Here is a 24,513-nt window from a genome sequence, read left to right as displayed (position 1 = left end):
CGGCCCATGCAATGACGGTGTTACAGCGCCTTTTGCTGCACCGGGCGGCCAAGCCGCTGGTGTTTCTTGTGTGCCTGCTGCCGTTTGCGTGGCTGCTGGCCGGAGCCATCCTGAGCACTCTTGGCGCCAATCCGGCCGAGGCCCTGCTGCGCTCCACGGGCGACTGGACGCTGCGCTTTCTTTGCGTGGTGCTGGCCGTGACACCGCTGCGCCAGGCGCTGGGGCTGACGGCGCTGGCGCGCTTTCGGCGCATGCTGGGCCTGTATGTGTTCTTCTACGCCGTGCTGCATCTGCTGTGCTATGCGTGGTTCGACATGGGGCTGGACTGGGGCGAGATCGTGCTCGACATCCCCAAACGCCCGTTCATCCTCGTGGGCTTTGCGGCCCTGCTCTTGCTGACCGCGCTTGCCGCCACATCGCCGCACCGTGTGCTCCGGGCCATGGGCGCAAAGCGCTGGCAATGGCTGCACCGCTGCATTTATGCGGTGGCGCCGCTGGCCCTGCTGCATTTCTTCTGGATGCGCGCGGGCAAGAACAACTTCGCCGAGGTCGGCGTATACGCCGCCATTCTTGCGCTGCTGCTGGGCTGGCGTGTGGCCCATGCACTGCGCCGCCGGCCCGCCAGAAGCTAGCCCGCGACGGCGCGCAGGGCAGGGCGCAGCTGGCGGGTGACGGGGTCGATGTCCGCCATGGGCAACTGGTAGTTGCGCTGGTCGAACAGATCAATGCCGCACTGCAGGCCTTCCAGCCAGTTGAACAGGTCGGCAATCGCCTTGGCGCCCATGATGGGCGCGCCGTGCTGGGGCACGATCATGTCGATGGGCAGCTGGCGCGCCATCTGCACCCACAGCCGCAGGATCTTGTTGGAGACCATGTAGCGGCGGTGAAAGCCTTCCATGCGCGCGATGTGCGGCACCAGATCGGTCACCGGCACCTGTGCCTCGATGCCGTTCATCAGGGACACGCCCAGGTCGCCCGTAAACAGGATGCGGCTGACGGGATCGTAGAAGTGGAAGTTGCCCTCGGCATGCAGGAAGTGGGCGGGCAGCAGGTGCAGCTCATGGCGGCCCAGCGGCAGCCGGCCGCCGGCGTCCGGCACGCCGATCACGCGGTTCTCGGTCTTGCCGACCTTGGTGAAGTGGGGCGCAAAGCGCTCCCAGATGCGCGAGATCACCAGCTGGGCCTTGGTGCTGGTCATCCAGCGATCCAGCGAGGCAATGATGTCGGGATCGGCGTGGGAGGCAATCAGATAGGAAAGCTTGTGCGGCGCGAAATGCCGAGACATGCCCATGAACAGCTCGTTGAACGCGAGATTGCCGCCCGGATCGATGATGGCGCCCGTGTCGTCATCGACGATGAGGAACTGGTTGGCCTGGATGGCCTGTCCATCTTCCTCGATGAGGTCGGTGAACATCAGGCAGGCGTGGTTTTTGTCTCGGTAAAGCTCTACGGGCATGGCGGGTTGTCGAGGGACAAGATGCGGTCACTCTAAGCGCCATGCCATGCAGCGGGGTTGACGTGCATCAAGCCGCAGTGCGGCTGCCGCGTCAGTCGGCCTGTGGCCTGCGGGAGTCCGAGGCGCCCGTGGGCGTGGAGCTTTCCTCGACGGCTGCATTGGAGGGGCCGGTCGGCAAGGTGGTGGGCGCCGGTGCGGGCGTTGCCCGCTCGGCCGGGCTGGAGATGCCCAGGGTCTGCGGCAGCGTGGCGCGGTGGCTGGCGGCTGGCGAGCTGGGCAGGAACAGAGGCCCCTTCTGCCCACAGGCCGCAAGGGACGCCGCACAGGCCCCAAGGGCAATGCACCTGACTAGAATTTGCGAGGCTTTCAACATAAGCGAATTGTAATGACCGACCAAGAATTTCTGGACCTTGCCGAACGACTGCTGCTGGCGGTGGAGCAAGACTGCGATCGCATCAACGATGAAACCGATGCCGACCTCGATGCCCAGCGCGTGGGAGGCATGGTGACCCTGGTCTTTGCCAACCGCAGCCAGATCGTGATCAACCAGCAAAAGCCGCTGCATGAGATCTGGCTGGCCGCCAAGGCCGGCGGCTTCCACTACCGCTACGACGCGTCGCAGGGCGCCTGGCTCGATACCAAGGGCGCGGGCGAGTTCTTCGCCAACCTGAGCCGCTACGCCACCGAGCAATCGGGCCTGGCGCTGCAGTTCTCGGCGCGCTGAGACCCCGGCTTTCGGCTGGCTCCAAAAGAAAAGCCCGGCATGGCCGGGCTTTCTTGCGTGGTCGACCGCCTCAGTTGCGGAACAGGTCGAGGATGCGGTTGCGCTCCTCGGTGGCGGGCGGGGGCGTGGCGCCTGCGGCGCTGCCCGTGGATGCACTGTCCATGCCCAGGCTGCTGACGCCGCCGTTGCGCGCGTTTTCCTCGTAGTACCACTCGCCGCCCATGTTCACGACGCCGGGCGGCACGGGCATCTCGGCCACGGGAACGCCCTTGAGCGCGTGCTGCATGAAGCTGATCCAGATCGGCAGGCTCAGGCCGCCGCCGGTCTCGCGGCTGCCCAGGTTGCGCGGCGTGTCGTAGCCGATCCAGGATACGGCGGCCAGCGTGGGCTGGAAGCCCGCAAACCAGGCATCCACCGAATCGTTGGTCGTGCCGGTCTTGCCATACAGGTCGGGGCGCTTGAGCGTGGACTGCGCGCGCGCTGCCGTGCCCACGCGCGCCACGTCCTGCAGCAGGCTGTCCATGATGAAGGCGTTGCGCGCGTCGATGGCCTGGGGCAGTTCCTGCACCGGGGGCGGTGTGAATTCGGACAGGATGCGGCCCTTGTGATCGGTGACGCGGGAAATCAGCCAGGGATTGACGCGGTGGCCGCCGTTGGCGAACACGGAGTAGCCGGCCGCCAGCTGCAGCGGCGTGACGGCACCTGCGCCCAAAGCCATGGTCAGGTAGGCCGGGTGCTTGGCGGCGTCAAAGCCGAAGCGCGTGACCCACTCCTGGCCCTGCTTGGGGCCCACGGCTTGCAGCAGCCGGATGGAGATCATGTTCTTGGACTTGTTCAGGCCCGTGCGCATGGTCATCGGCCCGTCGTAGCGGCTGTCGTAGTTCTTGGGCTCCCAGGGCTGCCCCCCCGTCACGCCCGCACTGAAGAACAGCGGCGCGTCATTGATCATGGTGGAGGGCGAGAAGCCCTTTTCCAGCGCCGCGGAGTAGATGAAGGGCTTGAAGGCCGAGCCGGGCTGGCGCCAGGCCTGGGTCACATGATTGAACTTGTTCTTCTGGAAGTCGAAGCCGCCGATCAGGGCGCGCAAGGCGCCCGTCTGGGGAACCAGGGCCACGAAGGCGCCTTCCACCTCGGGCAGCTGCGTGATTTCCCAGGTGTTCTTGGGCGTCTTGACCACCCGGATCACGGCGCCGGGACGGATCTTGATGTTGGGCGGTGCCTTGGGGTTCAGTCCCGATTCGGCAGGCTTGAGGCCTTCGCCCGTGATCTCGATCTGCTCGCCGTCGGCACGGGCCGCCAGGATCTTGCGCGGGTTGGCATCCAGCACCACGGCGGCGAGCACGTCTCCGTTGTCGGGGTGGTTGGCCAGGGTGTCGTCAATGGCGTCTTCACGGTCCTCGGCGTCGGCGGGCAGGGCCACGAACTTCTCGGGGCCGCGGTACTTCTGGCGGCGCTCGTAGTCCATGATGCCGCGGCGCAGCGCGGCGTAGGCGGCTTCCTGTTCGCCGGCATTGATGGTGGTGTAGACGTTCAGGCCGCGCGTGTAGGCCTCGTTGCCGTACTGGGCAAAGATCAGCTGGCGCGCCATTTCGGCCACGTACTCGGCATGCACCCGGGTGTTGAAGGAGCCTGTGCGGATCTTCAGCGGCTCGGCCTTGGCTTCAGTGGCCTGGGCCGCCGTGATGAAGCCGTTTTCCTCCATGCGCTCGATGATGTAGAGCTGGCGCGAGCGGGCGCGCTTGGGGTTGCTGATCGGGTTGTAGGCCGAGGGCGCCTTGGGCAGGCCGGCCAGCATGGCCGCTTCGGCGACGGTGATGTCCTTGAGCGGTTTGCCGAAATAGGCTTCACAGGCGGCGGCAAAGCCATAGGCCCGATTTCCCAGATAAATCTGGTTCATGTAGATCTCGAGAATCTGGTTTTTGCTCAGCAGATGCTCTAGCTTGAAAGTCAGTAAGACTTCGTAAATTTTGCGTGTAAAAGTTTTCTCGGAAGACAGATAGACATTGCGTGCCACCTGCATGGTGATGGTCGATGCGCCCTGGCTTTTCACGCGGCCCAGATTGGCCAGCGCGGCGCGGGCCATGCCCTTGTAGTCGACGCCACCGTGCTCGAAAAAGCGGGTGTCTTCAATGGCCAGCACCGCGTCGGTCATCACTTTGGGGATGTCCTGGATGGGCGTCAGCGTGCGCCGCTCCTCGCCGAACTCGCCTAGCAGGGCGCCTTCGCTGGAGTACACGCGCAGCGGCAGCTTGGGCCGGTAGTCGGCCAGCTCGGACACGTCGGGCAGGTTGGGGTAGGCCATGGCCAGGGCCACGGCCACGGTCAGCATCAGGGCCAGCGCGCCGGCGACGGCGATGCCCGCCAGCCATAGCAAGGCCTTGGGAAACCAATGCATGGGCTTGGACGGAGCGGAGCGAGGCTTTCCAGCCTGGGGTTCTCGGGAGTCTGAGGACGGCATGTCGCAGGGAGTGCTGAGGAGTGCTGCATTATAAAAATGCGTTCCCCAGGGGGTCGGTAGGAGGCGGCTGCACACGGTTGCCAGCATGGCCGCAAGCCTCGCATCCTAAGCCAGGCGTACAGGCCGACATGCAAGCAGGGGTGCATTCCTGTCGCATTTGATGGCCCGCAACAATGTCTGTTTTTGGCCACTACCGTCAACCATGCTCCGGCAGGCATGGTGAGTTGCGCGCAGTCTTGCTGATAGCATTCAACCTATATGTGAAGGTTTGTTGCGTTCTTTACATACACAAGAAGAGGGAGGGCAAGTTGATTGCTATGGGATCCTTATTCAGTCGCCAGCCCGCACCTTTGCTAGGCATCGACATCAGTTCTTCGAGCGCCAAGCTCGTTGAGTTGTCTCGTGCCAGGTCGGGCGAACTGTTGCTGGAGCGCTGTGCCATCGAGCCGCTGGAGCGGGGATGGATCACGGATGGCAACATCGAAAAGTTCGACGAAGTGGCAGAGGCTGTACGGCGGCTGGTCAAAAAAAGCGGCACGCGGACCAAGAACGTGGCCATGGCATTGCCGGCTTCGGCCGTGATCACCAAGAAGATTTCGCTGCCCGACGGCATGAGCGAGCAGGAACTGGAGGTCCAGGTCGAATCCGAGGCCAATCAGTACATTCCTTTTTCGCTCGACGAAGTGAGTCTGGACTTCTGTGTCATAGGCCCGTCATTGAATTCGCCTGGCGACGTGGATGTGCTCATTGCCGCCTCCCGCCGCGAGAAGGTGCAGGACCGCCAGGGCCTGGCCGAGGCGGCCGGCCTCAAGCCGATGGTCATCGACATCGAGCCCCATGCCTCCCGCATGGCCGCCGGACGGTTGATCGAGCGCCTGCCCAATCAGGGCAACAACGCTTTGGTGGCGCTGTTCGAGGTAGGCGCCATGACGACCAGCATGCAGATCCTGCGTGACGACGAGGTGCTGTACGACCGTGACCAGGCCTTTGGCGGCGCCCAGCTGACGCAGCTGATCGCGCGCCAATATGGTTTTTCCCTCGAAGAGGCCGAGTCCAAGAAGCGCAACGGCGAACTGCCGGAGGACTACGCTTCCGCCGTGCTCAAGCCCTTCGTGCAGAGCATGACGCAGGAAGTGTCGCGCGCACTGCAGTTCTTTTTCACCAGCACGCCCCACAACCGCATAGACCACATCCTGCTGGCTGGCGGCTCGGCACCGCTTTCCGGCCTGTCCGAGGCCATCACGCAGCAGACCGGATTTGCCTGCAGCCTTGCCAACCCCTTCGATGGCATGGAAGTCGGCAGCGGCGTGCGCCTCAAGCGCATGTCGCGCGAGGCCCCCGCCTACCTGACCGCCTGCGGTCTGGCCATGCGGAGGTTTGTGTCGTGATCCTGATCAATCTGCTTCCTCACAGAGAAGCCACACGCAAGCGACGCAAGGAAGCATTCCAGGCCACGATGGTCCTCTCGGCCCTGATAGGGCTTTTGATCATTGGTGCTGTCTACTGGTGGTATCAGACGATGATCGAAGCCCAGCAGGCGAAGAACAGCATGCTGCGCGCCGAGATCACGGTGCTGGAGTCCCAGATCAAGGAAATCGCCGGGCTGGAGGATGAAATCACGGCCCTGCGCGCCCGGCAAAAGGCCGTGGAAGACCTGCAGTCCGATCGCAATCTGCCGGTGCACATGCTCAACGAGCTGGTGGCCCAACTGCCCGATGGCGTCTACATCACCAGCATCAAGCAGGAAGGTCTGGCCGTGACCATGCAGGGCACGGCGCAGTCCAATGAGCGGGTGTCCGAGATGCTGCGCAATCTATCCGAGGGAACGCCCTGGATCTCCAAGCCGGAACTGGTGGAGATCGTGGCCAAGACGGTCAACGTCACGCCCAAGGACCAGCGCCGTGCTGCAGCGTTCAATCTGCGCTTCCAGCTCACGCGCGCCAGCGTTGCGGAGAAAGGCCTTCCGACGGCGGCCAACTCAGGAAAGTCCCAGTGATGGCCAAGAAGAAAAAGAACGACATCGACTTCTCCGCACTGCAGGAGAACATCCAGCGCCAATTCCGTGGTCTTGATCCCAATGATCCTTCGCGGTGGCCCTTGCTGCCGCGTTTTCTGTTGTGCGTTGCCATTGCGTTGGGCGTCGCCGCCTTGCTCTGGTACGTACTGATCAAGGACTATGAGGACATGCTGGAGCAAGAGCGCAACACCGAAGTCACGCTGCGCCAGGACTTCAGCCAGAAGCTGTCCAAGGCGGTCAGCCTGGATGGCCTGAAGAAGCAGCGTGAACAGGTGCAGCAATATGTGACACAGCTGGAAAAGCAGTTGCCCAGCAAGGCGGAAATGGCTGCGCTGCTCTCGGACATCAACCAGGCCGGACTGGGGCGCAGCCTGCAGTTTGAAACGTTCCGCCCCGGGGCGATGGTGGTCAAGGAGTACTACGCCGAGCTGCCCATTGCTTTGAAGGTCACAGGGCGATTTCATGACATCGGCTCATTCGCTTCCGACGTGGCCTACCTGTCTCGCATCGTGACCTTGAACAACTTGTCGATTGTCCCTGTGGGCAAGGAGGGCAGCGAGGTCTTGAGCATGGAGGCGACGGCGCGAACCTTCCGCTACCTGGATGCCGAGGAAGTGCAGGCGCAACGTGCGGCCGCTGGGAAGGGCAAGAAATGAGGCAAATGCGTTTTCGCGGCTGGCTTGTGCTGGCCGCCTGTCTGTCGCTGGTGGCATGCACTTCATCCGAGCATGAGGAATTGCAGACCTGGATGGCGCAGGAGCGTGCCAATGCAAGGCCTCGCGTCAAACCATTGGAAGAGCCGAAGTTATTCACGCCTCAGGCCTACCTGGGTTCGGAGGGGATGGATCCCTTCAACCCTCTGAAGCTGATGCAGGTGTTGCGCAGAGAGTCCGTGCAGTCCAACGCGAATACCAGCTTGATGGCTGCAGAGCTCAACCGCCGCAAGGAGCCGCTGGAAGCAGAGCCCCTGGATGCAATGACCATGGTGGGCAGCCTGGACAAGAAGGGTGTGCCCACGGCCTTGATCAGAGTCGGAACATTGCTGTATCAGGTCCGTGCAGGAAATTACCTGGGCCAGAACTACGGAAAGATCACCCGGATCACGGAGACTTCCATCCAGTTGCGCGAAATCGTCCAGGATGGCAGCGGCGACTGGATAGAAAGAAATAGCACACTGGAGTTGCAGGAGGGAAGGAAATGATGGGCACACATCGCAGCATGTCTCACAAAGCTCGCTGGGGAATCGCCTTGGGCGGTTGGTTGCTGGGCTCCTTTGCATGGGCGCAGTCCGCGATAGAGTCGGTCTCCGGTTCCATCCAGGGGGGCACTGAGGTGGTGCGCATCGAGCTTTCCGAAGCGCTGGCTGCGGACCCGACCGGATTTGCGATCCAGTCGCCTGCGCGGATCGCACTGGATTTTCCTGGCGCAACCAATGCCACGGGCAAATCGATGGTCGAACTCAACCAGGGCAACCTGCGTTCCATCAATATCGTGGAAGCCTCTGGCCGTTCCCGGCTGGTGCTGAATTTGAAATCGGCGACTTCCTACCGCACTGAACGCCAAGGCAAGGCGTTGCTGATCCTGCTGGATCCTGTGGCTGCATCTGCTGCGGTGAAGCCTTCTGCACAGCAGGGTGTGTTTGAAGCCAAGACAGCCGTCGGTAGCGATGTCCAACCCATTCGGGATGTTGATTTCCGTCGTGGCAGCGATGGCTCGGGCCGCATCGTCGTGGGATTGAGCAATAGCCAGGTTGGCGTGGATCTGCGCCGCGAAGGCAAGGAACTTGTCGTCGATTTTCTGCGTTCTTCCCTGCCTGAAGGCTTGCGCCGCAAGCTGGATGTTGCGGATTTCGGAACCCCGGTGCAGACAATCTCTTCGGTGCAGCAGGGGGAATCCGTGCGCATGCGTATCGCTCCCGTCGGCGACTGGGAGCACAGCGCCTACCAAAGCGACAGCCAGTTTGTGATCGAGGTCCGTCAGAAAAAGGTGGATGTGAGCAAGCTCACACAGGGCCCCGGCTACAGCGGTGAAAAGCTTTCCCTGAATTTCCAGAACATCGAAGTGCGCTCCCTGCTGCAGGTGATTGCCGACTTCACGAACTTCAACATCGTGACCTCGGATACGGTTTCCGGGGCGCTGACCCTGCGTCTGAAGGATGTTCCCTGGGACCAGGCGCTGCAGATCATCATGGATGCCAAGGGCCTGGGCATGCGCAAGTCGGGCTCGGTGCTCTGGATTGCGCCCAAGGATGAGATCGATGCGCGCACCAAGCGTGACTATGAAGCCGCGATGGAAATCCAGAAACTGGAGCCGCTGCGCACCCAGGGCTTTCAGCTGAACTATGCGAAGGCGGCCGATATCCTGTTGCAAATTACGACGAACACCAGCTCTGCCGGGGCTGGCGGAACTGCGACGAGATTTCTGTCCGAGCGCGGGTCCGCAATCTCCGAGCCTCGAACCAACCAACTCTTTGTGACGGACACCCCTGCAAAGCTTGAGGCGATGAAGGCATTGCTGGCCACGCTGGATGTGCCAGTGCGGCAAGTGCTCATTGAAGCGCGTATTGTGGAAGCCCGTGACACGTTCGGTCGTGCCCTGGGGGTACGCCTCGGCGGCGGGGACTTGCGTGCCCAGCGTGGTGGTGATGGTGGCTACAGCATCGGCGGTGACAATCGTGTTGTCTTCGGTACGGGGTTCGATAACGCAAATGCTTCCGCCGGTGCTGGAGGCACGGTCAACACTTCGGGCAGCTTCGTGAATCTTCCTGCCTCTGTGGCAGGTGTTGCAGGGTCTGGCACGTTTGCCATGTCCATCTTCAATGCTGCAGCCAATCGCTTCCTTACGCTGGAGCTTTCGGCAATGGAGGCCGATGGACAAGGCAAGATCATTTCAAGCCCTCGTCTCATGACCGCTGACCAGACCAAGGCGCTGATCGAGCAGGGTACTGAATACCCATATTCAGTCACTGCACCCAACGGAGCGACCACCATAGCCTTCAAGAAGGCGGTGTTGAAACTGGAAGTTACGCCGCAAATAACTCCTGAAGGCGATATCATCCTGGATCTGGATATCAACAAGGATTCTCGCGGTGAAACAACGACCCAGGGGGTTGCTATTGATACCAAGCATATCAAGACGCAGATCCTGGTGCAAAACGGTGGCACTGTGGTGATTGGCGGTATTTTTGAGTTGGAAGAAACCAATCAGGAAAACAAGATTCCTTTGTTGGGTGATGTACCTGTTCTGGGTAATCTTTTCAAGAGCCGCTCCAGGGCCTCTTCCAAGAGAGAAATGCTGGTATTCATTACGCCAAAAATGATTTCTGATGGCTCTGCAAAACGCTGAGTGAAAATTTAGGGAGATATTTGATGAAGAAAATATGGTTGGCTACTTTGACGGCCTTTGCTCTGGTTGGGTGCGGGGGGGGAGGAGGGAACCCGGGGACACCTGGAGGCGGTACGGGGGGCGGTACGACACCGGATGTAGCCAGTGTCGAGTTCCTTCTCGACAAGACTGTTGTCGCCAATTCGGGAAGCGACTCCGCTACCTTGACGGTCACAGCATTGTCCGCGAGCAGGAATCCTGTAGCCAATGCGCCTGTCTCCGTTGTACTGGATTCGGGTGTTTTTACACCCAACGCCAATGTGACGGATGCCTCTGGCCGTGTTACTGGAAAGATAGAGATCGGTGGTGATCGTTCCAATCGGGATATCCGCTTCAACCTGAAGGCTGGTAATCAGTCAGGGACAGGTGTTGTGGCTGTCACCGGCAGCCAGATCGCCTTGACTGTGGTTCCCTCTGCTCCTTCTCCGGGACAACCAGTGGAGGTCACGGCAAAAATCTCGGATGCGAATGGCGCAGGAATTTCTGGCATTCCTGTTGTGCTTTCCGGATCGGTTCTCAGTGCTGCGGTGACGGCCCAGACGGACACATCTGGCGTGGCGAAGTTTGCAGCATTCAATGCACCAGGCACTGCCCAGATCTACTCTCTGCAAGCCAAGGCTTCAGGAGTAGTCTCGAACGAGCAGATCACTGTGGCAGGCGGCGCTGCCCAAGTTCCTGACGCGGTGGGCGTGGTCAGTGCGGCGAGCCTGTCCATTGTGCCGAATACCGTCAAGCCAAATCTGGATGGCGGTCGCACCAATATGGCGCAATTGCGAGCCCTGTTCCTGGATAAGGACAATCGCGCGATTCCAAATATGCGAGTCCGCTTTGAGATCGTTCCGCCTGGACTGGGCTCTGGGGAAGCTATCTCGACAGGTAGTCAATCCGTGATATCCAATGCCAGCGGAGTTGCCTTGGCGCAATATATTCCTGGCGCGCGTATCAGCCCGACAGATGGGGTCAGCATCCGCATGTGCTATGGCAGTTCTGACGCAGCTGTGTCCAATGGGAAATGCCCCAATTCGCGTATCAGTACGCTGACTGTTGCCAGCGAACCTGTCTCCATCACTATCGGCGACAACAATGAGTTGGAAAAAGGTGCCAATAACCTTACCTATATCAAGAAGTTTGATGTGGCCGTTGCCAATGCTGCTGGTGAGGCCGTTGCGGATGCGGATGTTTCAGTAAGCGTGGATATTCTGCGATACGGATTTGGTAGCTATGACAACGTCAAGAATTCACACGTCGCTGGATCCGGTTTTTGCTTGAATGAGGACATCAATCGCAATGGAAATCTGGACAGCGGTGAAGACGCCAATGGCGATGGCCGCTTGACGCCGCCCAAGGCAGACATCGTGGTTTCCTATTTCAATGGCCGCAAAACGGGAGCCAATGGCCGCGTGATCGTGCAGACGGAATATCCGCAGAACGTAGCCACCTGGCTGATCTACAAGCTGACGGTGAGCTCCAATGCGGCTGGTTCCGAAGGTCGTGCCGAGCGCCTCTTTGTGACCTCGTTCGTCGAGGGCGACCAGAAGAACGGCTCCTTCCTGACCTCGCCTTACGGAGTGACATCCGTCTGCCTGCCCGAGTGAACAAGTCGGTGAATCCCGATCAAGGTCCTGCCTCGCTCCGTGCGCCGGTGGTGGCCCTGATCGGCCTGCCCGGCTCCGGCAAATCGACCATAGGGCGCCAGTTGGCGCGCCTGTGGTCGATGCGTTTTGTGGATTCGGACCATGTGATCGAGCAGCGCCTGGGCTGCAGCATCCGGGAGTTTTTCGAGCGTGAGGGCGAGCAGGCTTTTCGCGACATGGAGTCGCAGGTCATTGATGAGCTGTCGGCCTCCACATCCAGCCTGCTGTTGTCCACGGGCGGCGGCGTGGTGCTGCGGGAGCAAAACCGCCGCCATCTGCGTGAGCGCACCCAGGTCTTCTACCTGGATTGCACGCCAGAGGATATCGCCGCACGGCTGCGCAACGATGTGACGCGGCCCTTGCTGCAGGTGGAGGATCCGGCGTTGCGCCTGCGCGAGTTGCTGCTGCAGCGCGAGCCCCTGTATCTGGAGACGGCGCACTTCGTGATCCAGACATCCGGCCTGTCTGTGGCGCAGGCCGCCCAGCGCATACGCATGCAGGCGGAACTGGCCTGAACGCTGCCCACTGGAACACCAAAGGCCTCGGCACTTGCCGGGGCCTTTTTCTTTAAGATCGGCAGTTGCCGGGCGCGCTGCCGTGTCGCGGAAACCTTTTCATTCTTTCTCCCCTGGAGCGACATCATCTTGCCCCACGCCTCCTCCTCGCCTGCTGCCCAGGTCGTGACCATTGACCTGGGTGAGCGCTCCTATCCGATTGCCATCGGCACCGGCCTGCTGGTCCAGGCAGCCACCTATGCCGCGCTGCCTTCTGCGGCACAGGCCGTCATCGTCAGCAACGATGTGGTCGCACCGCTCTATGAGCCCGCACTGCGCCGCGTGCTGGAGCAGCGCTACCGCAGCGTGCGGACCGTGGTGCTGCCCGATGGCGAAGCCCACAAGGACTGGCAGACGCTGAATCTGATCTTCGATGACCTGCTGTCCGGTGGTTGCGACCGCAAGACCGTGCTGTTCGCGCTGGGCGGCGGCGTCATTGGCGACATGACGGGCTTTGCTGCCGCCAGCTACATGCGCGGCGTGCCCTTCGTGCAAGTGCCCACCACGCTGTTGTCGCAGGTGGACTCGTCGGTGGGCGGCAAGACCGCCATCAACCATCCGCTGGGCAAGAACATGATCGGCGCCTTCTACCAGCCGCAGCTGGTGGTTTGCGATCTGGCCTCGCTGGACACGCTGCCCGCGCGCGAGCTGAGCGCCGGCCTGGCCGAGGTCATCAAGTACGGGCCCATCGCCGACATGGACTTCCTGGCCTGGCTGGAGGAGAACATGGACGCCTTGCTTGCCCGCGACCGCACTGCACTGGCGCACGCGATCAAGCGCAGCGTGGAGATCAAGGCCTGGGTCGTGGGGCAGGACGAGAAAGAGGCTGGGCTACGCGCCATTCTCAATTTCGGCCACACCTTCGGGCATGCGATCGAGGCCGGCATGGGCTACGGCAACTGGCTGCACGGCGAAGGCGTGGGCGCCGGCATGGTCATGGCGGCCGAGCTGTCGCAGCGCCTTGGCCTGGTGGATGCCGCCTTTGTGCAAAGGCTACGCGTGCTGATCGAACGTGCGGGCCTGCCGGTGCGCGGCGCCGTGCTGGATGAGCGTGACAACGCTGGCCGCTATCTGGAGCTGATGCGCGTGGACAAGAAGTCCGAGGCGGGCGAGATCCGCTTCGTTCTCATTGACGGGCCGGGAAAGGCCGTCATGTGCTCGGCGCCCGATGCCTTGGTGCGCGAAGTCATAGACGCCTGCTGCGCCTGACGCGCGGCGCTGGGGGGCAAGCCGGAACTGCTAGAGTGGCCTCGTCAGCATGATGAGGCGATCGAATGCAGAAACAGGCCCTGGCCCCCTATGCCTGCAACCCGGCGTTCAGCCGGGGGCGGCGTTTCCCGGAGGCGCCTGCGCCCACGCGCAGCGACTTCCAGCGCGACCGGGACCGCATCGTCCATTCCTCGGCCTTCCGGCGGCTGGTCTACAAGACCCAGGTCTTCGTCAACCATGAAGGCGACCTGTTCCGCACACGGCTGACGCACTCGCTGGAGGTTGCCCAACTGGGCCGCTCGGTCGCCCGGTCCCTGCAGCTCGACGAGGATCTGGTCGAAGCCATCTGCCTGGCCCACGACCTGGGCCACACCCCCTTCGGCCATGCGGGCCAGGATGCGCTCAATGCCTGCATGCAGCCGCATGGCGGCTTCGAGCACAACCTGCAAAGCCTGCGCGTGGTGGACCGGCTGGAAGAGCGCTATCCAGCCTTTGACGGCCTGAACCTGAGCTTCGAGACGCGCGAGGGCGTTCTCAAGCATTGCTCGCGCACCAATGCCGAGCACCTGGAGGCGCGCGAGCCCGGCGGGGTGGCGCAGCGTTTTCTGCTGGGCCGGCAGCCTTCGCTGGAGGCCCAGCTGTGCAACCTGGCCGATGCCATTGCCTACAACGCCCATGACGTGGACGATGGCGTGCGCTCCGGCCTGATCACCATGCCCCAGCTGTGCGAGGCTGTTCCCCTGTTCGCGCGCTATCACGACGCAACACTGGCCGAGCATCCTCAACTGGGCATGCCACTGGCCGAGCGGCGCCTGCTGTACGAAAGCATCCGCCGCATGCTCAGCGATCAGGTCTATGACGTGATCGCCGCCACGCAGCAGCGCATTGCGCAGGCGCGGCCCTGTTCGGTGGACGAGGTGCGCGCCCAGCCTGGCCCTCTGGTGGGCTTCAGCGATACCATGAGGCAGCAGTCGCAGCAGCTCAAGCAGTTCCTGTTCCGCAATCTCTACCGCCATGAGCAGGTGGTGAAGACCATGGAAGGCGCGCAGCAGGTGGTGGCCGAGCTGTTTGCGGCCTACATGGTCGAGCCCGACCGCATGAAGCCGCGCTTCGTGCAGCGGGCCATGCTGGCCGAGGACGTATCGGCGCGTGCGCGGGTGGTGGCCGACTTCATCGCCGGGATGACGGACCGCTACGCGGCCCGCGAGCATGAGCTGCTGACAGGCCTGCGCCTGCTGGGCTGAGAAATCCGAGCAACGGCGTCGCCGGGGCGGCGCGGCTAGAATGCGGACCCTGCGTGACAGGGCAGGGAAGGGTTCCTGGACGGTTTCGCAATGTCTGGGGGCGCAGTGCCCCCGTTCGCATTTTTGAAGGGCACAGCCATGACCGATACCAACCACGAGATTCGCGCGGCCGAGTTTCCGCCTGTCACCGTGATCGAGGATACGGTGCACTGGCTCGAAAAGGCCGTGATCGGCCTGAACCTGTGCCCCTTCGCCAAGGGCGTGCACATCAAGGGCCAGATCCACTACACGGTCAGCCAGGCAACCGACGCGGAGGGCGTGGCGGCAGACCTGCACCGCGAGCTGGAAGCCCTGGCCGAGGCCTCCCCGGACAAGCGCGACACCACGCTGCTGATCCTGCCGCACGCATTGCAGGACTTCCTGGACTTCAACGACTTTCTCGAAGTGGCCGACGCCATGGTCGAGGAGCTGGACCTGGGCGGCATACTGCAGGTGGCCTCGTTCCACCCGCAGTTCCAGTTCGAGGGCACCGAAGCCGACGACGTCACCAACTGCACCAACCGCTCGCCCTATCCCACGCTGCACCTGCTGCGCGAGGACAGCATAGACAAGGCGGTCGAGGTGTTCCCCGAAGCCGAATCCATCTACGAGCGCAACATGGAGACGCTGGAGAAGATCGGCATCGAAGGCTGGCTGGACCTGGGTGTGGGCGCGCGCTGCCCTATGGCGCACGCAGCCAAGCCGGGCGCTGCCGAATGAAGGCGCGCCAGGGCAAGCCTGCCGCAAAGCCCGAGCAGGATGTGACCGCGCAGCTGGGCCTCAAGCCCGGCCAGTCCATTGAACTGCTCAAGGCACTGCACATCCTCACGCGCGAAGGCAAGATCAACCAGGATTCGCGCCGCAAGCTCAAGCAGGTCTACCACCTCTACCAGTTCATCGCGCCCATCCTCGAAGAACTGTCGGCCGACGGCCATGCGGTCACCCTGGCCGACCACGGCGCCGGCAAGTCCTACCTGGGATTCATCCTCTACGACCTGTATTTCAAGCCGCTGGGGCGCGGCCATATCTACGGCATAGAAACGCGCGCGCCGCTGGTGGAGGCTTCGCAGAAGCTGGCTGCCGAGCTGGGCTTCGAGCGCATGGGCTTTCTGAACATGTCGGTGGCCGAGTCCACGCATGCCGACTTCATGCCTGCGCAATTCGACGTGGTCACGGCCCTGCACGCCTGCGACACCGCCACCGACGATGCCATCGCCTTCGGCCTGGAGAAGAAGGCCAAGGCCATGGTGCTGGTGCCCTGCTGCCAGGCCGAGGTCGCAGCCTGCCTGCGCCAGACCAAGGCGCTGAGCCTGACGCGCACGCCGCTGGCCGAACTGTGGCGCCATCCCATACACACCCGCGAAATGGGCAGCCAGCTCACCAACGTGCTGCGCTGCCTGTACCTGGAGGCCTGCGGCTACCAGGTCACCGTGACCGAGCTGGTGGGCTGGGAGCACAGCATGAAGAACGAGCTGATCATTGCGCGCTACACGGGGCAGAAAAAGCGCAGTGCGGTCGAGCGGCTCCGTGCCCTGCTGGCGCAGTTCGGGCTGGAGCAGACGCTGGCGCACCGCTATCCGAGGCTGGAAATCGTGTGAGCCTGTCCAACTTATTGGCGGTTGGTCGTCAGAATTTTTAGGGTAGCGAGCTGCTTTCGATTTGTTTGGTTGATTGTTCTTGAGAATAATGGCGGGGGAGGAGGCTGGGCCTATGACCCAGCGTTTCGTTATTCCATTCAATCTCAAGAAAACATGCTGAAGTATTCTGTTTGTCTCGCGCTATTGCTCTCCGCCTGTGGTGGTGGGTCGGGCTCTCCTGCTCCAACTACGCCCACGGACCCGACTCCTGATCCGGGCAGCGGCGAGATTGCATTCTCTTTCGAGCAGCCTGACATTGCTGTGCTTGAAGGGGAGTCGACGCAGGTGGTGGTCAAGGCCAAGTCTTCCAAAATCATTGCAGATCCTCTGAACGTTTTGGTGCAGTCCACCTCGGCCTTCGCTGAGGATGCGGTGGCACAAATCGGCGGCACGGCTGAGTTTCAGCTCCATCTGGAGACGTCACGGGGGTTGCCAGCGGGCAAGCATGAGGGCGTGCTGAAAATCTCGCTGTGCAAGGACGAGCCCCGTTCTTGCAAATCTCCTTATCCGGGGTCTCCGTGGGCGCTGTCCTACCAGATCGAAGTTGTTTCAAATACGCCGAATTTGAAGCCGCTGGCGGACCTCCCAGGGGCTGTTGCTTGGTCCGGTCTGCGTGCGAATGCTCAGCGCACCGCATATTTGGCGACCACCTCTGTGATGGATCCTGCGAAGTTTTCTCTGCGTTGGCGCCAGCAAGGGCAATATCAGGAGCCACTGATTGCCGCTCGCGGCAGGCTGTATAGCAAGCTCAGAGTACTGGACGAGAACGATGGCGCGTTGCTGTGGCAGGGCCCTGCCACAGCAGATACTCCTGTAATCAGCCAAGGCAAAGTGTTTGCCCATGTTCAGGATGGCAACGGAGGCAGCACGTTGAGTGCATTTGATGCGGAGAATGGGGATTTGCTCGCTCGCCTTGGTGAGCCGGGTGCGCGCCCCTTGAGTGACCAACTGCTGAGTGACGATGCGTTCATCTACCAGGGCAGCCGTCGCAAATTCGCGATGGCAACCGGGGTGCAGCAATGGGCTGCGCCTGCTATTGCATCGGTCGAGTTCTTCACCCCGTCCATGGCTGCGGGTCGCATCCATGTTTTGGATGGCGAGAACTTGCATATTGTGAGTACGGTAGACGGCAGCAAGTTGGTGAGCCTTGCCACGCAGGAAAGCAAGGGAGCCAGCCGGCCATTCACCACTGTTGCAGATGGCTCTGAAAGGGTTCTGGCATCGCATTTCAACTATGCAGGTTCATCGCTGAGCAGCTTCTCGGTTACGCAGGGAAAGAAACTCTGGTCGGTTCTCTCCGGCTTTCGCAGCACTCCTGCGCTCGCTGATGCAACGGTCTATGTTGTCAACGCGCCTCGGAATGACTATGGGACGGCAGCCTTGGAAGCCAGGTCTTCTGTGACCGGCGAACTGTTGTGGTCAACACCTCTGCCAGATGCGCCATTTTTTCCAACAGCCGAGCCGGTCTATGAGGTTATCGTCGTCGGTGACTTGGTTTTCGTGTCATCCAATCGCCAGAGTGGTTCGGCAACCTACGCAATCAGCCGTACGAGTCATGCGATCAACTGGCGCTTCCCCGTCAATGGAAATCTCATGGCGTCCGACAAGGGCATCCTGTATATCGGTCGTCCCGCGGACGGCGGCTTGTTTGCTGTCAATCTTCAATGAAATCCTCAAAGAGGGGCGCGTCGTCCCTCTTTGCTAGCTCCACTTCGTCTGGGGTCACTGCGCGGGTTGACCGGCAGTCTTCACTGCCTGATACCAGGCAATTCCCTCCCCGTCGATGCTGCGCTGCACCTGCCCCGCATGCATCAAATGATTCAGGCAGGCCAGGCTTTCGCCCGTGGCCATGCCCAGCAGGGCGGGGCTGGATTCGCTGATCGGGCGTGAGAAGAGGGCGCCGAAGACATCGACAGCGCGACGCGGCTCGGCCAGGGCGGCCAGCAGCCGGTCGCTGGCACGCTCCTGGCCTGTAACCAGCGAATCGATGCGCGCATGCAGGCCGCGAAAGCAATCGCCGTGCGCGGGCAGGACGAGCACATCGTCGGGCACTTCGCGCCTGACCTTTTCCAGAGATTCCATCCAGTCGGCCATGGGGTTGGCGTCGGGTTCCATGGGGTGGACCGAGACGTTGGACGAGATGCGCGGCAGCACCTGGTCGCCCGAGATCAGCAGCTTGAGATCGGGGCAGTACAGGCTGGCGTGCTCGGGCGAGTGGCCGCTGCCGACCACCACGCGCCACAGGTGTTTTCCTATGCGCAGTTCCTCTCCATCGTGCAGGCGGCGGTAGCTGTCGGGCAGGGCATGGATGTGCTTGCCGAAGTTGCCGAAGCGGGCGCGGTAGGACTCCAGTGCGCTGTCGCTCCAGCCTGCGCGGCGGTAGAAGGCGATGGCGTCGGGCGGGGCCTCGCGGCTGCAGTCCGAGACCACGACGCGGCAGTTGAGGTACTCCAGGCGCGTCATGTACAGGGGCACATGGAACTTGCGCGTCAGCCATCCGGCCAGGCCCACATGGTCGGGGTGCATGTGGGTGACGAAGACGCGCGTCAGCGAGCGGCCATCGGTGGATTGGGAGAACAGCGCGCGCCAGGTGGCCACGCCTTCGTCGGTGCGCGCACCCGTATCGACGATGGCCCAGCCCTGGCCGTCATCGATGGCCCAGAGATTGATGTGGTCCAGCGCATAGGGCAGGGGCATGCGCAGCCAGAGCACGCCGGGCGCCACCTCCAGCGTCTGCCCGCGCTGCGGTGGCGCCTCGAACGGGTAGTCGAGCACCGGCCTGGGCGGCGCTTCCGGGGCCTGCGAGGCGATCGGGTCTTGGGCTGTCTGGTTCATGGGGTTCCTTGTTCCGTCGCTGGGTTGGCCGCAATGCTATCCGGCCCTCAGCGCCTTGCCTGCAACGATACGCCTGCCGGCCTGGGCTGACTGTCACTGGCTCGTCACGGGCTGTTCCTACAGTGCACAAATCAATCAACAGGGGGAGGGCGCGGCCTTGCCGCGGGGTCCCCTGCCTACAGAGGGATATCCGCATGAAACTGAAGATGTTGTGCAGCGCGCTGGCCGGTGCGTCGCTGCTGTTGAGCGCCTGTGGCGGCAGCGATGGATCGTCCGCTGCCACCCCGACCAAGAACGTGCTGTTCTTCCTGGGTGACGGCATGGGCATCACCACCATGACCGCCGCGCGCATCTACAGCGTGGGCGAAGACGGTGAGCTGACCATGGACAAGCTGCCCGAGACGGCCTTCGTCCACACCTTCTCGAACGACGCCCAGGTGACGGACAGCGCACCCTCGATGGCCGCCTACATGACCGGCGTGAAGATGAACAACGAAGTCATCTCCATGACGCCCGACACCAAGGCCACGGATGCCAGCGGCAAGGCCTATCACACCAACTACGACAGCACCTGCCCCAGCGGCAACGGCCAGGCCGTTCCCACGCTGCTCGAGCAGATGAAGTCCGCCGGCTACGGCACGGGCGTGGTCTCCACCGCGCGCATCACGCATGCCACGCCGGCAACCACCTATTCGCATGTCTGCCACCGCGATGCGGAGAACACCATTGCCGCGGCCCTGGTGCCCGGCGGCTCCGGCTACAACAGCAAGCTCGGCGACGGCGTGGACGTGATCCTGGGCGGTGGCTCGTACTACTTCACGCCCAAGGCCGACGGCGGCCGCCGCAACGACAGCCGCAACCTGATCGCCGAGTTCAAGACGCAAAAGTACAGCTACGCCGCCAACAAGAGCGAGTTCGACAAGCTGCCCGTGGACGGCAGCAAGATTGCCGGCCTGTTCACCAAGGACCACATGGCCTATGACCTGGACCGCGATGCGACCAAGGAACCGAGCCTGGCCGAGATGACGGGCAAGGCCATCGACGCACTGTCGGCCAAGAAGAAGGGCTTCTTCCTGATGGTGGAAGGCGGCCGCATCGACCATGCACTGCACGCCACCAACGCGCGCCGCGCGCTGCAGGATACCGTGGCCTTCGACAACGCCATCCAGACCGCTTTGGACAAGATGGCCAAGCTCGATCCGGGCCTGAAGAACACGCTGATCGTCGTCACAGCCGACCATGACCACACGCTGCACCTGAACGGCTATGCCGCGCGCACCGGCAAGACCGAGGCCGGCAAGCCCGGCGTGCTGGGCCTGGTCAAGAACTACGTGGACGGCAAGGCCTCCACCGATGTGGATGGCAATCCCTACACCATCCTGGGCTTCGGCAACGGTCCCAAGCGCCTGGCCACGCGCGGCCCCATCGACGCGGCCACGCTGGAGAGCCCCGACTACCTGCAGGAGGCCGTGGTGCCCCTGGCCTCCGAAACCCACGGCGGTGGCGACGTGTTCCTGGGGGCTCAAGGCATGGGTGCCGATACGTTCTCGGGCGTGATCGACAACACGGCCGTGTTCAACCTGATCAAGAAGAGCATCGGCTTGTGATGCCGCACGCTGCATTCAAGGCACTCAAGGAATTCCACATGCATCCGATCCTCCAAAAGACCTCCCTCGCCCTGGCGGCGGCCGGCGCGCTGGCGCTGCTGGCGCCTGCAGCCCATGCGGCTGGCGAGGCCAAGAACGTCATCTTCTTCCTCGGCGACGGCATGGGCCCGGTCACCGTGACCGCCGCGCGCATCTACAAGGGTGAAAAGCAGCTGGCCGAAAAGGCCGGCTCCCTGGCCAGTAGCGAACGCGCCACGCTGACCATGCAGTCCCTGCCCTACGCCAGCCGCATCAAGACCTTCTCGCGCGATGGCCAGACCACGGACAGCGCGCCCTCGATGGCGGCCTACATGACCGGCGTGAAGATGAACAACGAAGTCATCTCCATGTCGGCCGAGACCATGGCCTACGCGGCCAACGGCCAGCAGTACATCAACGGCGAGGACACCACCTGCCCGGCCGGCAACGGCCAACCCGCGCAGACCCTGCTGGAGCTGTCCAAGGCCAAGGGCCGCGCCGTGGGCGCCATCTCCACCACGCGCGTGGGCCATGCGACGCCTGCGGCCACCTATGCCCATATCTGCAACCGCAATGGCTACAACAGCATTGCCGAGCAGTCCGTGCCCGGCCATGCCAACTACAACGCCAGGCTGGGCGACGGCATCGACGTGCTCATGGGTGGCGGCCAGCGCAACTACCTGCCCAAGTCGGTCAACCCCAGCAGCAAGCGCACGGACACGGCCAACCTCGTGGACATGATGAAGGCCAAGGGCTACGCCTATGTTGCCAAGGGCAGCGAGCTGGCGGCCCTGGACGCGACCAAGGCGCCCAAGCTGCTGGGCCTGTTCACGCAAAGCGAAATGGCCTACGAGCTGGACCGCGTCAAGCAAAGGCTGGACGAGCCCAGCCTGTCCGACATGACCGGCAAGGCGCTGGACGTGCTCAGCCGCAATGACAAGGGCTTCTTCCTGATGGTGGAAGGCGGCCGCATCGACCACGCACTGCACGGCACCAATGCCAAGCGTGCGCTGGAAGACACGCTGGCCTTCGACCGCGCCATCGAGACCGCCATGGCCTACATGGAAAAGAAGGATCCGGGCCTGAAGAACACGCTGATCGTCGTCACCGCCGATCACGACCACAACATGGTGTTCAACGGCTACTCCAGGATCGGCAACCCCATCCTGGGCAAGGTGCAGGACTACCAGAGCGGCCAGATGGCCAAGGCCCAGGACGGCAAGCCCTACACCACGCTGGCCTTCGGCAATGGCGGACGTCCCAACGCCACGGCCTCCAGCCAGGTCAATGCCGAAGATGGCAACAAGCCCTGGATCGCGCCCACGCGCGGCGCGGAGCGCCAGGACCTCAGCGGCGTGGACACCACGGACGACAACTACCTGCAGGAGGTGGGCCTGAACCTGGGCACGCCGGGCTCCGAGACCCATGGCGGCGGCGACGTGATGCTGTTCGCCGGCGGCGCGGGCGCCAGGATCTTCAAGGGCACGATGGACAACACCAAGGTGTTCTCCAAGGTCCGCGAAGCCGCTGGCCTGTAATTGTTTCTTCCTTCGTTGGCTGCTTGCCAACCCCTGGCCGGAGCCGTGGCGCATGCGTGTGCCCGGCCCCGGTTTTTTCGCATTGGCTGGATTCCATGACGCTCTCCCTTCCGGCGCCGCGCGCGGCGCGCCACATCTACGCGGCCGCGCTGCTGGCCTGCTCCGTCTCCGCAGCATGGGCCGCCGAGCCGCCCAAGCCGGCACCCGCACCCACGGCCGCAGTCCCTGCGGATTCCGTGGCGCGCACCACGGACGCCGTGCAGGCCACGCCCGAAGCCGACCTGCGCATCACCTATGAAGCCATGAGCGTGGGCAGCGACGGCGTGCAGCGCAGCAGCGTCTATACCAACCGTGTCTACCGCCGCAAGGCCCAGCTGTGGATAGAGCGCGAAATGCCCGCCGCCCTGCGCCAGAGCCAGGAGCACGGCCATGACCACGCCCACGGCCCGCACGCCGGCCACGCCCATGACGAAGCCCGCGCCGCACCCCTGTCCATCCGCCGTGCCGATGACGGCAAGGTGGGCGTGGAAGTCATCCTGGCCAAGCTGCGCCGCGTCATCAGCGTGGACCTGGCCCACCACGGCAACGTGGGCTACGGCGGCTCCTTCGACAACGTCTACTGGATCGTGCCTCCCACCGCGCTGCAGGGCATGGAGCGCGTGGGCAAGCCGCACAACGGCGTGCAGCGCTACCGCGGCAAGGCAGGCGAGCAGACCACTGTCATCGACTGGGACGTGGCCAACCAGTTCGCCCGCCGCGTGGAGCGCAGCGACTCCCACGGCACCGAGCGCATCGTCGTCACCGCCACCAAGCTGCCCGCACCGCTGGCCCAGCCCTGGAAGGCCATCGAAGGCTACGACAAGGGTGACTACTCCGACTTGCTGGATTGAACCCCAGCCCCCAACGCAAAAGAGCTGCCCGAAGGCAGCTCTTTTTTCATTCCAACGCTCAAGCGCACGGCGCAGGAAACCGGCGCAGCCTAAAGCGGGAGACACCGAGGAAGGGCCTGGGCCGGCCGCGCCGCCCCGCACCGAGGGTGTCGTCCCCCTCAGGGGGAAGCCGCGCAGCGGCTCAGGGGGAGGCCAGTTACACCTGCGCTCCAGAGTCTTTTACGACCTTGCTCCACTTCGTCGATTCGGCCTTGATGTAGGCGAGGAATTCGGCCGGCGTATCGATCACGACATCACCTCCCTGGTCGTTGATCTTCTTGACCACGGCCGGATCCTTGAGCACCTTGGCAATGGCCGTGTACAGGCGCTGCTGCACGGCGGCGGGCGTCTTGGCCTGGGTCCACAGGCCGAACCAGGAGGTGGCCTCGTAGCCGGGCACGCCAGCTTCGGCCACGGTGGGCACATCGGGCAGTTCGGGCGAGCGCTTGGCCGTGGTCACGGCGATGGGACGCAGCTTGCCCGAGCGCACATGCTGGATGGCCGAGGGCATGTTGTCGAACATGATGGCGATCTGGTTGCCCAGCAGGTCGGTGATGGCCGGGGCGCTGCCCTTGTAGGGCACGTGCACCATGTCCAGGCCCGTCATGGAGCGGAACAGCTCGCCCGACAGGTGGATGGAGCTGCCGCTGCCCGAGGAGCCGTAGTTCAGCTTGCCGGGGTTGGCACGCGCATAGGCGATCATTTCCTTGACGGTCTTGAACGGCTGGCTGGGGTGGGCCACCAGCAGGTTGGGCACGTTGGCCACGCGCGTCAGGGGCGAGAAGTCCTTGATGGGGTCGAAGCCGGGCTTGGCGTAGAGCGCGGCATTGATGGCATGCGTGCCCACGGTGCCCATGAACAGCGTGTAGCCATCGGCCGGCGCACGTGCGGCGGCCACGGCGCCGATGTTGCCGCCCGCGCCGGGCTTGTTGTCCACGATCACGGTCTGGCCCAGCTCCTGCTGCAGCGCCTGGGCGACGATGCGCGCCAGGATGTCGGTGGTGCCGCCAGCGGCGAAGGGCACGAGGATGGTGATGGGCTTGCTGGGGAAGCCGTCCTGGGCCAGGGCGGCGGGGCCGGACAGGGCGCCGAGCGCGGTCAGGGATGCGGCGGCCAGCGCCTGCAGGCCACGGCGGCGGGTGAAACGGGTGGTTTGATCAAACATCGAGAGGTCTCCTGATTCGGCAATAAGGTGGATGGCCGGGCCCGGCAACGCCGGGCTGGGCCAGG

At 63.1% G+C, this 24,513-nt stretch carries 22 protein-coding genes; 17 read left to right on the top strand and 5 right to left on the bottom strand.

The window, feature by feature from the left end; all coding sequences use genetic code 11:
• The first annotated feature begins 11 nt into the window (after positions 1-11).
• The gene (locus ACF8ML_RS03670; RefSeq protein WP_392406300.1) at positions 12-632 is read left to right on the top strand and encodes a sulfite oxidase heme-binding subunit YedZ; all 621 of its coding nucleotides are present in this window, start codon (positions 12-14) and stop codon (positions 630-632) included.
• Here the strand turns inward: ACF8ML_RS03670 and ACF8ML_RS03665 are convergent.
• Positions 629-1,456, bottom strand: coding sequence for an MBL fold metallo-hydrolase (locus tag ACF8ML_RS03665; RefSeq protein ID WP_012207382.1), 828 nt, complete (start codon positions 1,454-1,456; stop codon positions 629-631). The two genes, ACF8ML_RS03670 and ACF8ML_RS03665, sit on opposite strands and share 4 nt — an antisense overlap.
• 91 nt (positions 1,457-1,547) lie before the next feature.
• On the bottom strand, positions 1,548-1,829 hold the full coding sequence (locus tag ACF8ML_RS03660; protein ID WP_082254145.1) for a lipoprotein: 282 nt from the start codon (positions 1,827-1,829) through the stop codon (positions 1,548-1,550).
• 12 nt (positions 1,830-1,841) lie between these two features.
• On the opposite strand from ACF8ML_RS03660, the gene cyaY reads away from it, so the two are divergent.
• On the top strand, positions 1,842-2,180 hold the full coding sequence (gene cyaY / locus ACF8ML_RS03655) for an iron donor protein CyaY (protein WP_017406663.1): 339 nt from the start codon (positions 1,842-1,844) through the stop codon (positions 2,178-2,180).
• A gap of 70 nt (positions 2,181-2,250) precedes the next feature.
• Here the strand turns inward: cyaY and ACF8ML_RS03650 are convergent, their stop codons facing one another.
• Positions 2,251-4,575, bottom strand: a complete 2,325-nt coding sequence (locus ACF8ML_RS03650; protein WP_017406662.1) for a penicillin-binding protein 1A — start codon at positions 4,573-4,575, stop codon at positions 2,251-2,253.
• 371 nt (positions 4,576-4,946) lie between these two features.
• Here ACF8ML_RS03650 and ACF8ML_RS03645 point away from each other — a divergent pair, with 371 nt between their 5' ends.
• The 12 genes from ACF8ML_RS03645 to ACF8ML_RS03590 all read left to right on the top strand — a co-directional run bounded on the left by ACF8ML_RS03645 (position 4,947) and on the right by ACF8ML_RS03590 (position 18,024).
• Entirely contained in the window at positions 4,947-6,026 is a 1,080-nt protein-coding gene (locus ACF8ML_RS03645; RefSeq protein ID WP_047473589.1) for a pilus assembly protein PilM, read from the top strand.
• Positions 6,023-6,634 carry a PilN domain-containing protein gene (locus tag ACF8ML_RS03640; protein ID WP_047326515.1) on the top strand — a complete coding sequence of 204 codons (612 nt, stop codon included), beginning with the start codon at positions 6,023-6,025 and terminating at the stop codon, positions 6,632-6,634. The genes ACF8ML_RS03645 and ACF8ML_RS03640 overlap by 4 nt, the downstream gene beginning before the upstream one ends.
• Positions 6,634-7,311 (top strand): type 4a pilus biogenesis protein PilO, encoded by a 678-nt coding sequence (locus tag ACF8ML_RS03635; RefSeq protein WP_017406659.1) that lies wholly within the window; start codon positions 6,634-6,636, stop codon positions 7,309-7,311. The genes ACF8ML_RS03640 and ACF8ML_RS03635 overlap by 1 nt, the downstream gene beginning before the upstream one ends.
• Positions 7,308-7,856 (top strand): pilus assembly protein PilP, encoded by a 549-nt coding sequence (locus ACF8ML_RS03630; protein ID WP_392406297.1) that lies wholly within the window; start codon positions 7,308-7,310, stop codon positions 7,854-7,856. Before ACF8ML_RS03635 ends, ACF8ML_RS03630 begins: the two co-directional genes overlap by 4 nt.
• Complete coding sequence (gene pilQ / locus ACF8ML_RS03625) at positions 7,853-10,000, top strand: type IV pilus secretin PilQ (RefSeq protein ID WP_080945259.1); 2,148 nt, start codon at positions 7,853-7,855, stop codon at positions 9,998-10,000. Before ACF8ML_RS03630 ends, pilQ begins: the two co-directional genes overlap by 4 nt.
• A 203-nt stretch (positions 10,001-10,203) precedes the next feature.
• Positions 10,204-11,634, top strand: coding sequence for a hypothetical protein (locus tag ACF8ML_RS03620; protein ID WP_152683533.1), 1,431 nt, complete (start codon positions 10,204-10,206; stop codon positions 11,632-11,634).
• An 8-nt stretch (positions 11,635-11,642) separates the two neighbouring features.
• Entirely contained in the window at positions 11,643-12,188 is a 546-nt protein-coding gene (locus ACF8ML_RS03615; protein ID WP_200903729.1) for a shikimate kinase, read from the top strand.
• A gap of 129 nt (positions 12,189-12,317) precedes the next feature.
• Positions 12,318-13,436, top strand: a complete 1,119-nt coding sequence (aroB, locus tag ACF8ML_RS03610) for a 3-dehydroquinate synthase (protein ID WP_047326517.1) — start codon at positions 12,318-12,320, stop codon at positions 13,434-13,436.
• Positions 13,437-13,501: 65 nt separating this feature from the next.
• The gene (locus ACF8ML_RS03605) at positions 13,502-14,680 is read left to right on the top strand and encodes a deoxyguanosinetriphosphate triphosphohydrolase (protein WP_034364810.1); all 1,179 of its coding nucleotides are present in this window, start codon (positions 13,502-13,504) and stop codon (positions 14,678-14,680) included.
• 138 nt (positions 14,681-14,818) lie between these two features.
• Entirely contained in the window at positions 14,819-15,439 is a 621-nt protein-coding gene (locus ACF8ML_RS03600) for a DUF1415 domain-containing protein (protein ID WP_016445546.1), read from the top strand.
• Positions 15,436-16,317 carry a class I SAM-dependent methyltransferase gene (locus ACF8ML_RS03595; protein ID WP_392406293.1) on the top strand — a complete coding sequence of 294 codons (882 nt, stop codon included), beginning with the start codon at positions 15,436-15,438 and terminating at the stop codon, positions 16,315-16,317. The genes ACF8ML_RS03600 and ACF8ML_RS03595 overlap by 4 nt, the downstream gene beginning before the upstream one ends.
• Positions 16,318-16,470: 153 nt before the next feature.
• The gene (locus ACF8ML_RS03590; RefSeq protein ID WP_080945260.1) at positions 16,471-18,024 is read left to right on the top strand and encodes a PQQ-binding-like beta-propeller repeat protein; all 1,554 of its coding nucleotides are present in this window, start codon (positions 16,471-16,473) and stop codon (positions 18,022-18,024) included.
• Between the two features lie 54 nt (positions 18,025-18,078).
• Here ACF8ML_RS03590 and ACF8ML_RS03585 read toward each other — a convergent pair whose 3' ends face one another.
• Positions 18,079-19,191: an MBL fold metallo-hydrolase gene (locus ACF8ML_RS03585; protein ID WP_392406292.1), complete on the bottom strand. Its 1,113-nt coding sequence runs from the start codon at positions 19,189-19,191 to the stop codon at positions 18,079-18,081.
• Positions 19,192-19,385: 194 nt separating this feature from the next.
• On the opposite strand from ACF8ML_RS03585, the gene ACF8ML_RS03580 reads away from it, so the two are divergent.
• The 3 genes from ACF8ML_RS03580 to ACF8ML_RS03570 all read left to right on the top strand — a co-directional run bounded on the left by ACF8ML_RS03580 (position 19,386) and on the right by ACF8ML_RS03570 (position 23,244).
• Positions 19,386-20,798: an alkaline phosphatase gene (locus ACF8ML_RS03580; RefSeq protein WP_126310919.1), complete on the top strand. Its 1,413-nt coding sequence runs from the start codon at positions 19,386-19,388 to the stop codon at positions 20,796-20,798.
• Positions 20,799-20,836: 38 nt separating this feature from the next.
• On the top strand, positions 20,837-22,354 hold the full coding sequence (locus ACF8ML_RS03575; RefSeq protein WP_016445550.1) for an alkaline phosphatase: 1,518 nt from the start codon (positions 20,837-20,839) through the stop codon (positions 22,352-22,354).
• Between the two features lie 95 nt (positions 22,355-22,449).
• Positions 22,450-23,244, top strand: coding sequence for a hypothetical protein (locus ACF8ML_RS03570; RefSeq protein WP_392406291.1), 795 nt, complete (start codon positions 22,450-22,452; stop codon positions 23,242-23,244).
• 196 nt (positions 23,245-23,440) lie between these two features.
• Here ACF8ML_RS03570 and ACF8ML_RS03565 read toward each other — a convergent pair whose 3' ends face one another.
• Positions 23,441-24,448 carry a tripartite tricarboxylate transporter substrate binding protein gene (locus ACF8ML_RS03565; RefSeq protein WP_016445552.1) on the bottom strand — a complete coding sequence of 336 codons (1,008 nt, stop codon included), beginning with the start codon at positions 24,446-24,448 and terminating at the stop codon, positions 23,441-23,443.
• Positions 24,449-24,513: the final 65 nt, after the last annotated feature.

The organism is Delftia sp. WSY_10, from assembly GCF_043104705.1.
Lineage (GTDB): Bacteria > Pseudomonadota > Gammaproteobacteria > Burkholderiales > Burkholderiaceae_C > Comamonas > Comamonas tsuruhatensis.
This window is presented reverse-complemented; position numbering and strand designations above follow the sequence as displayed.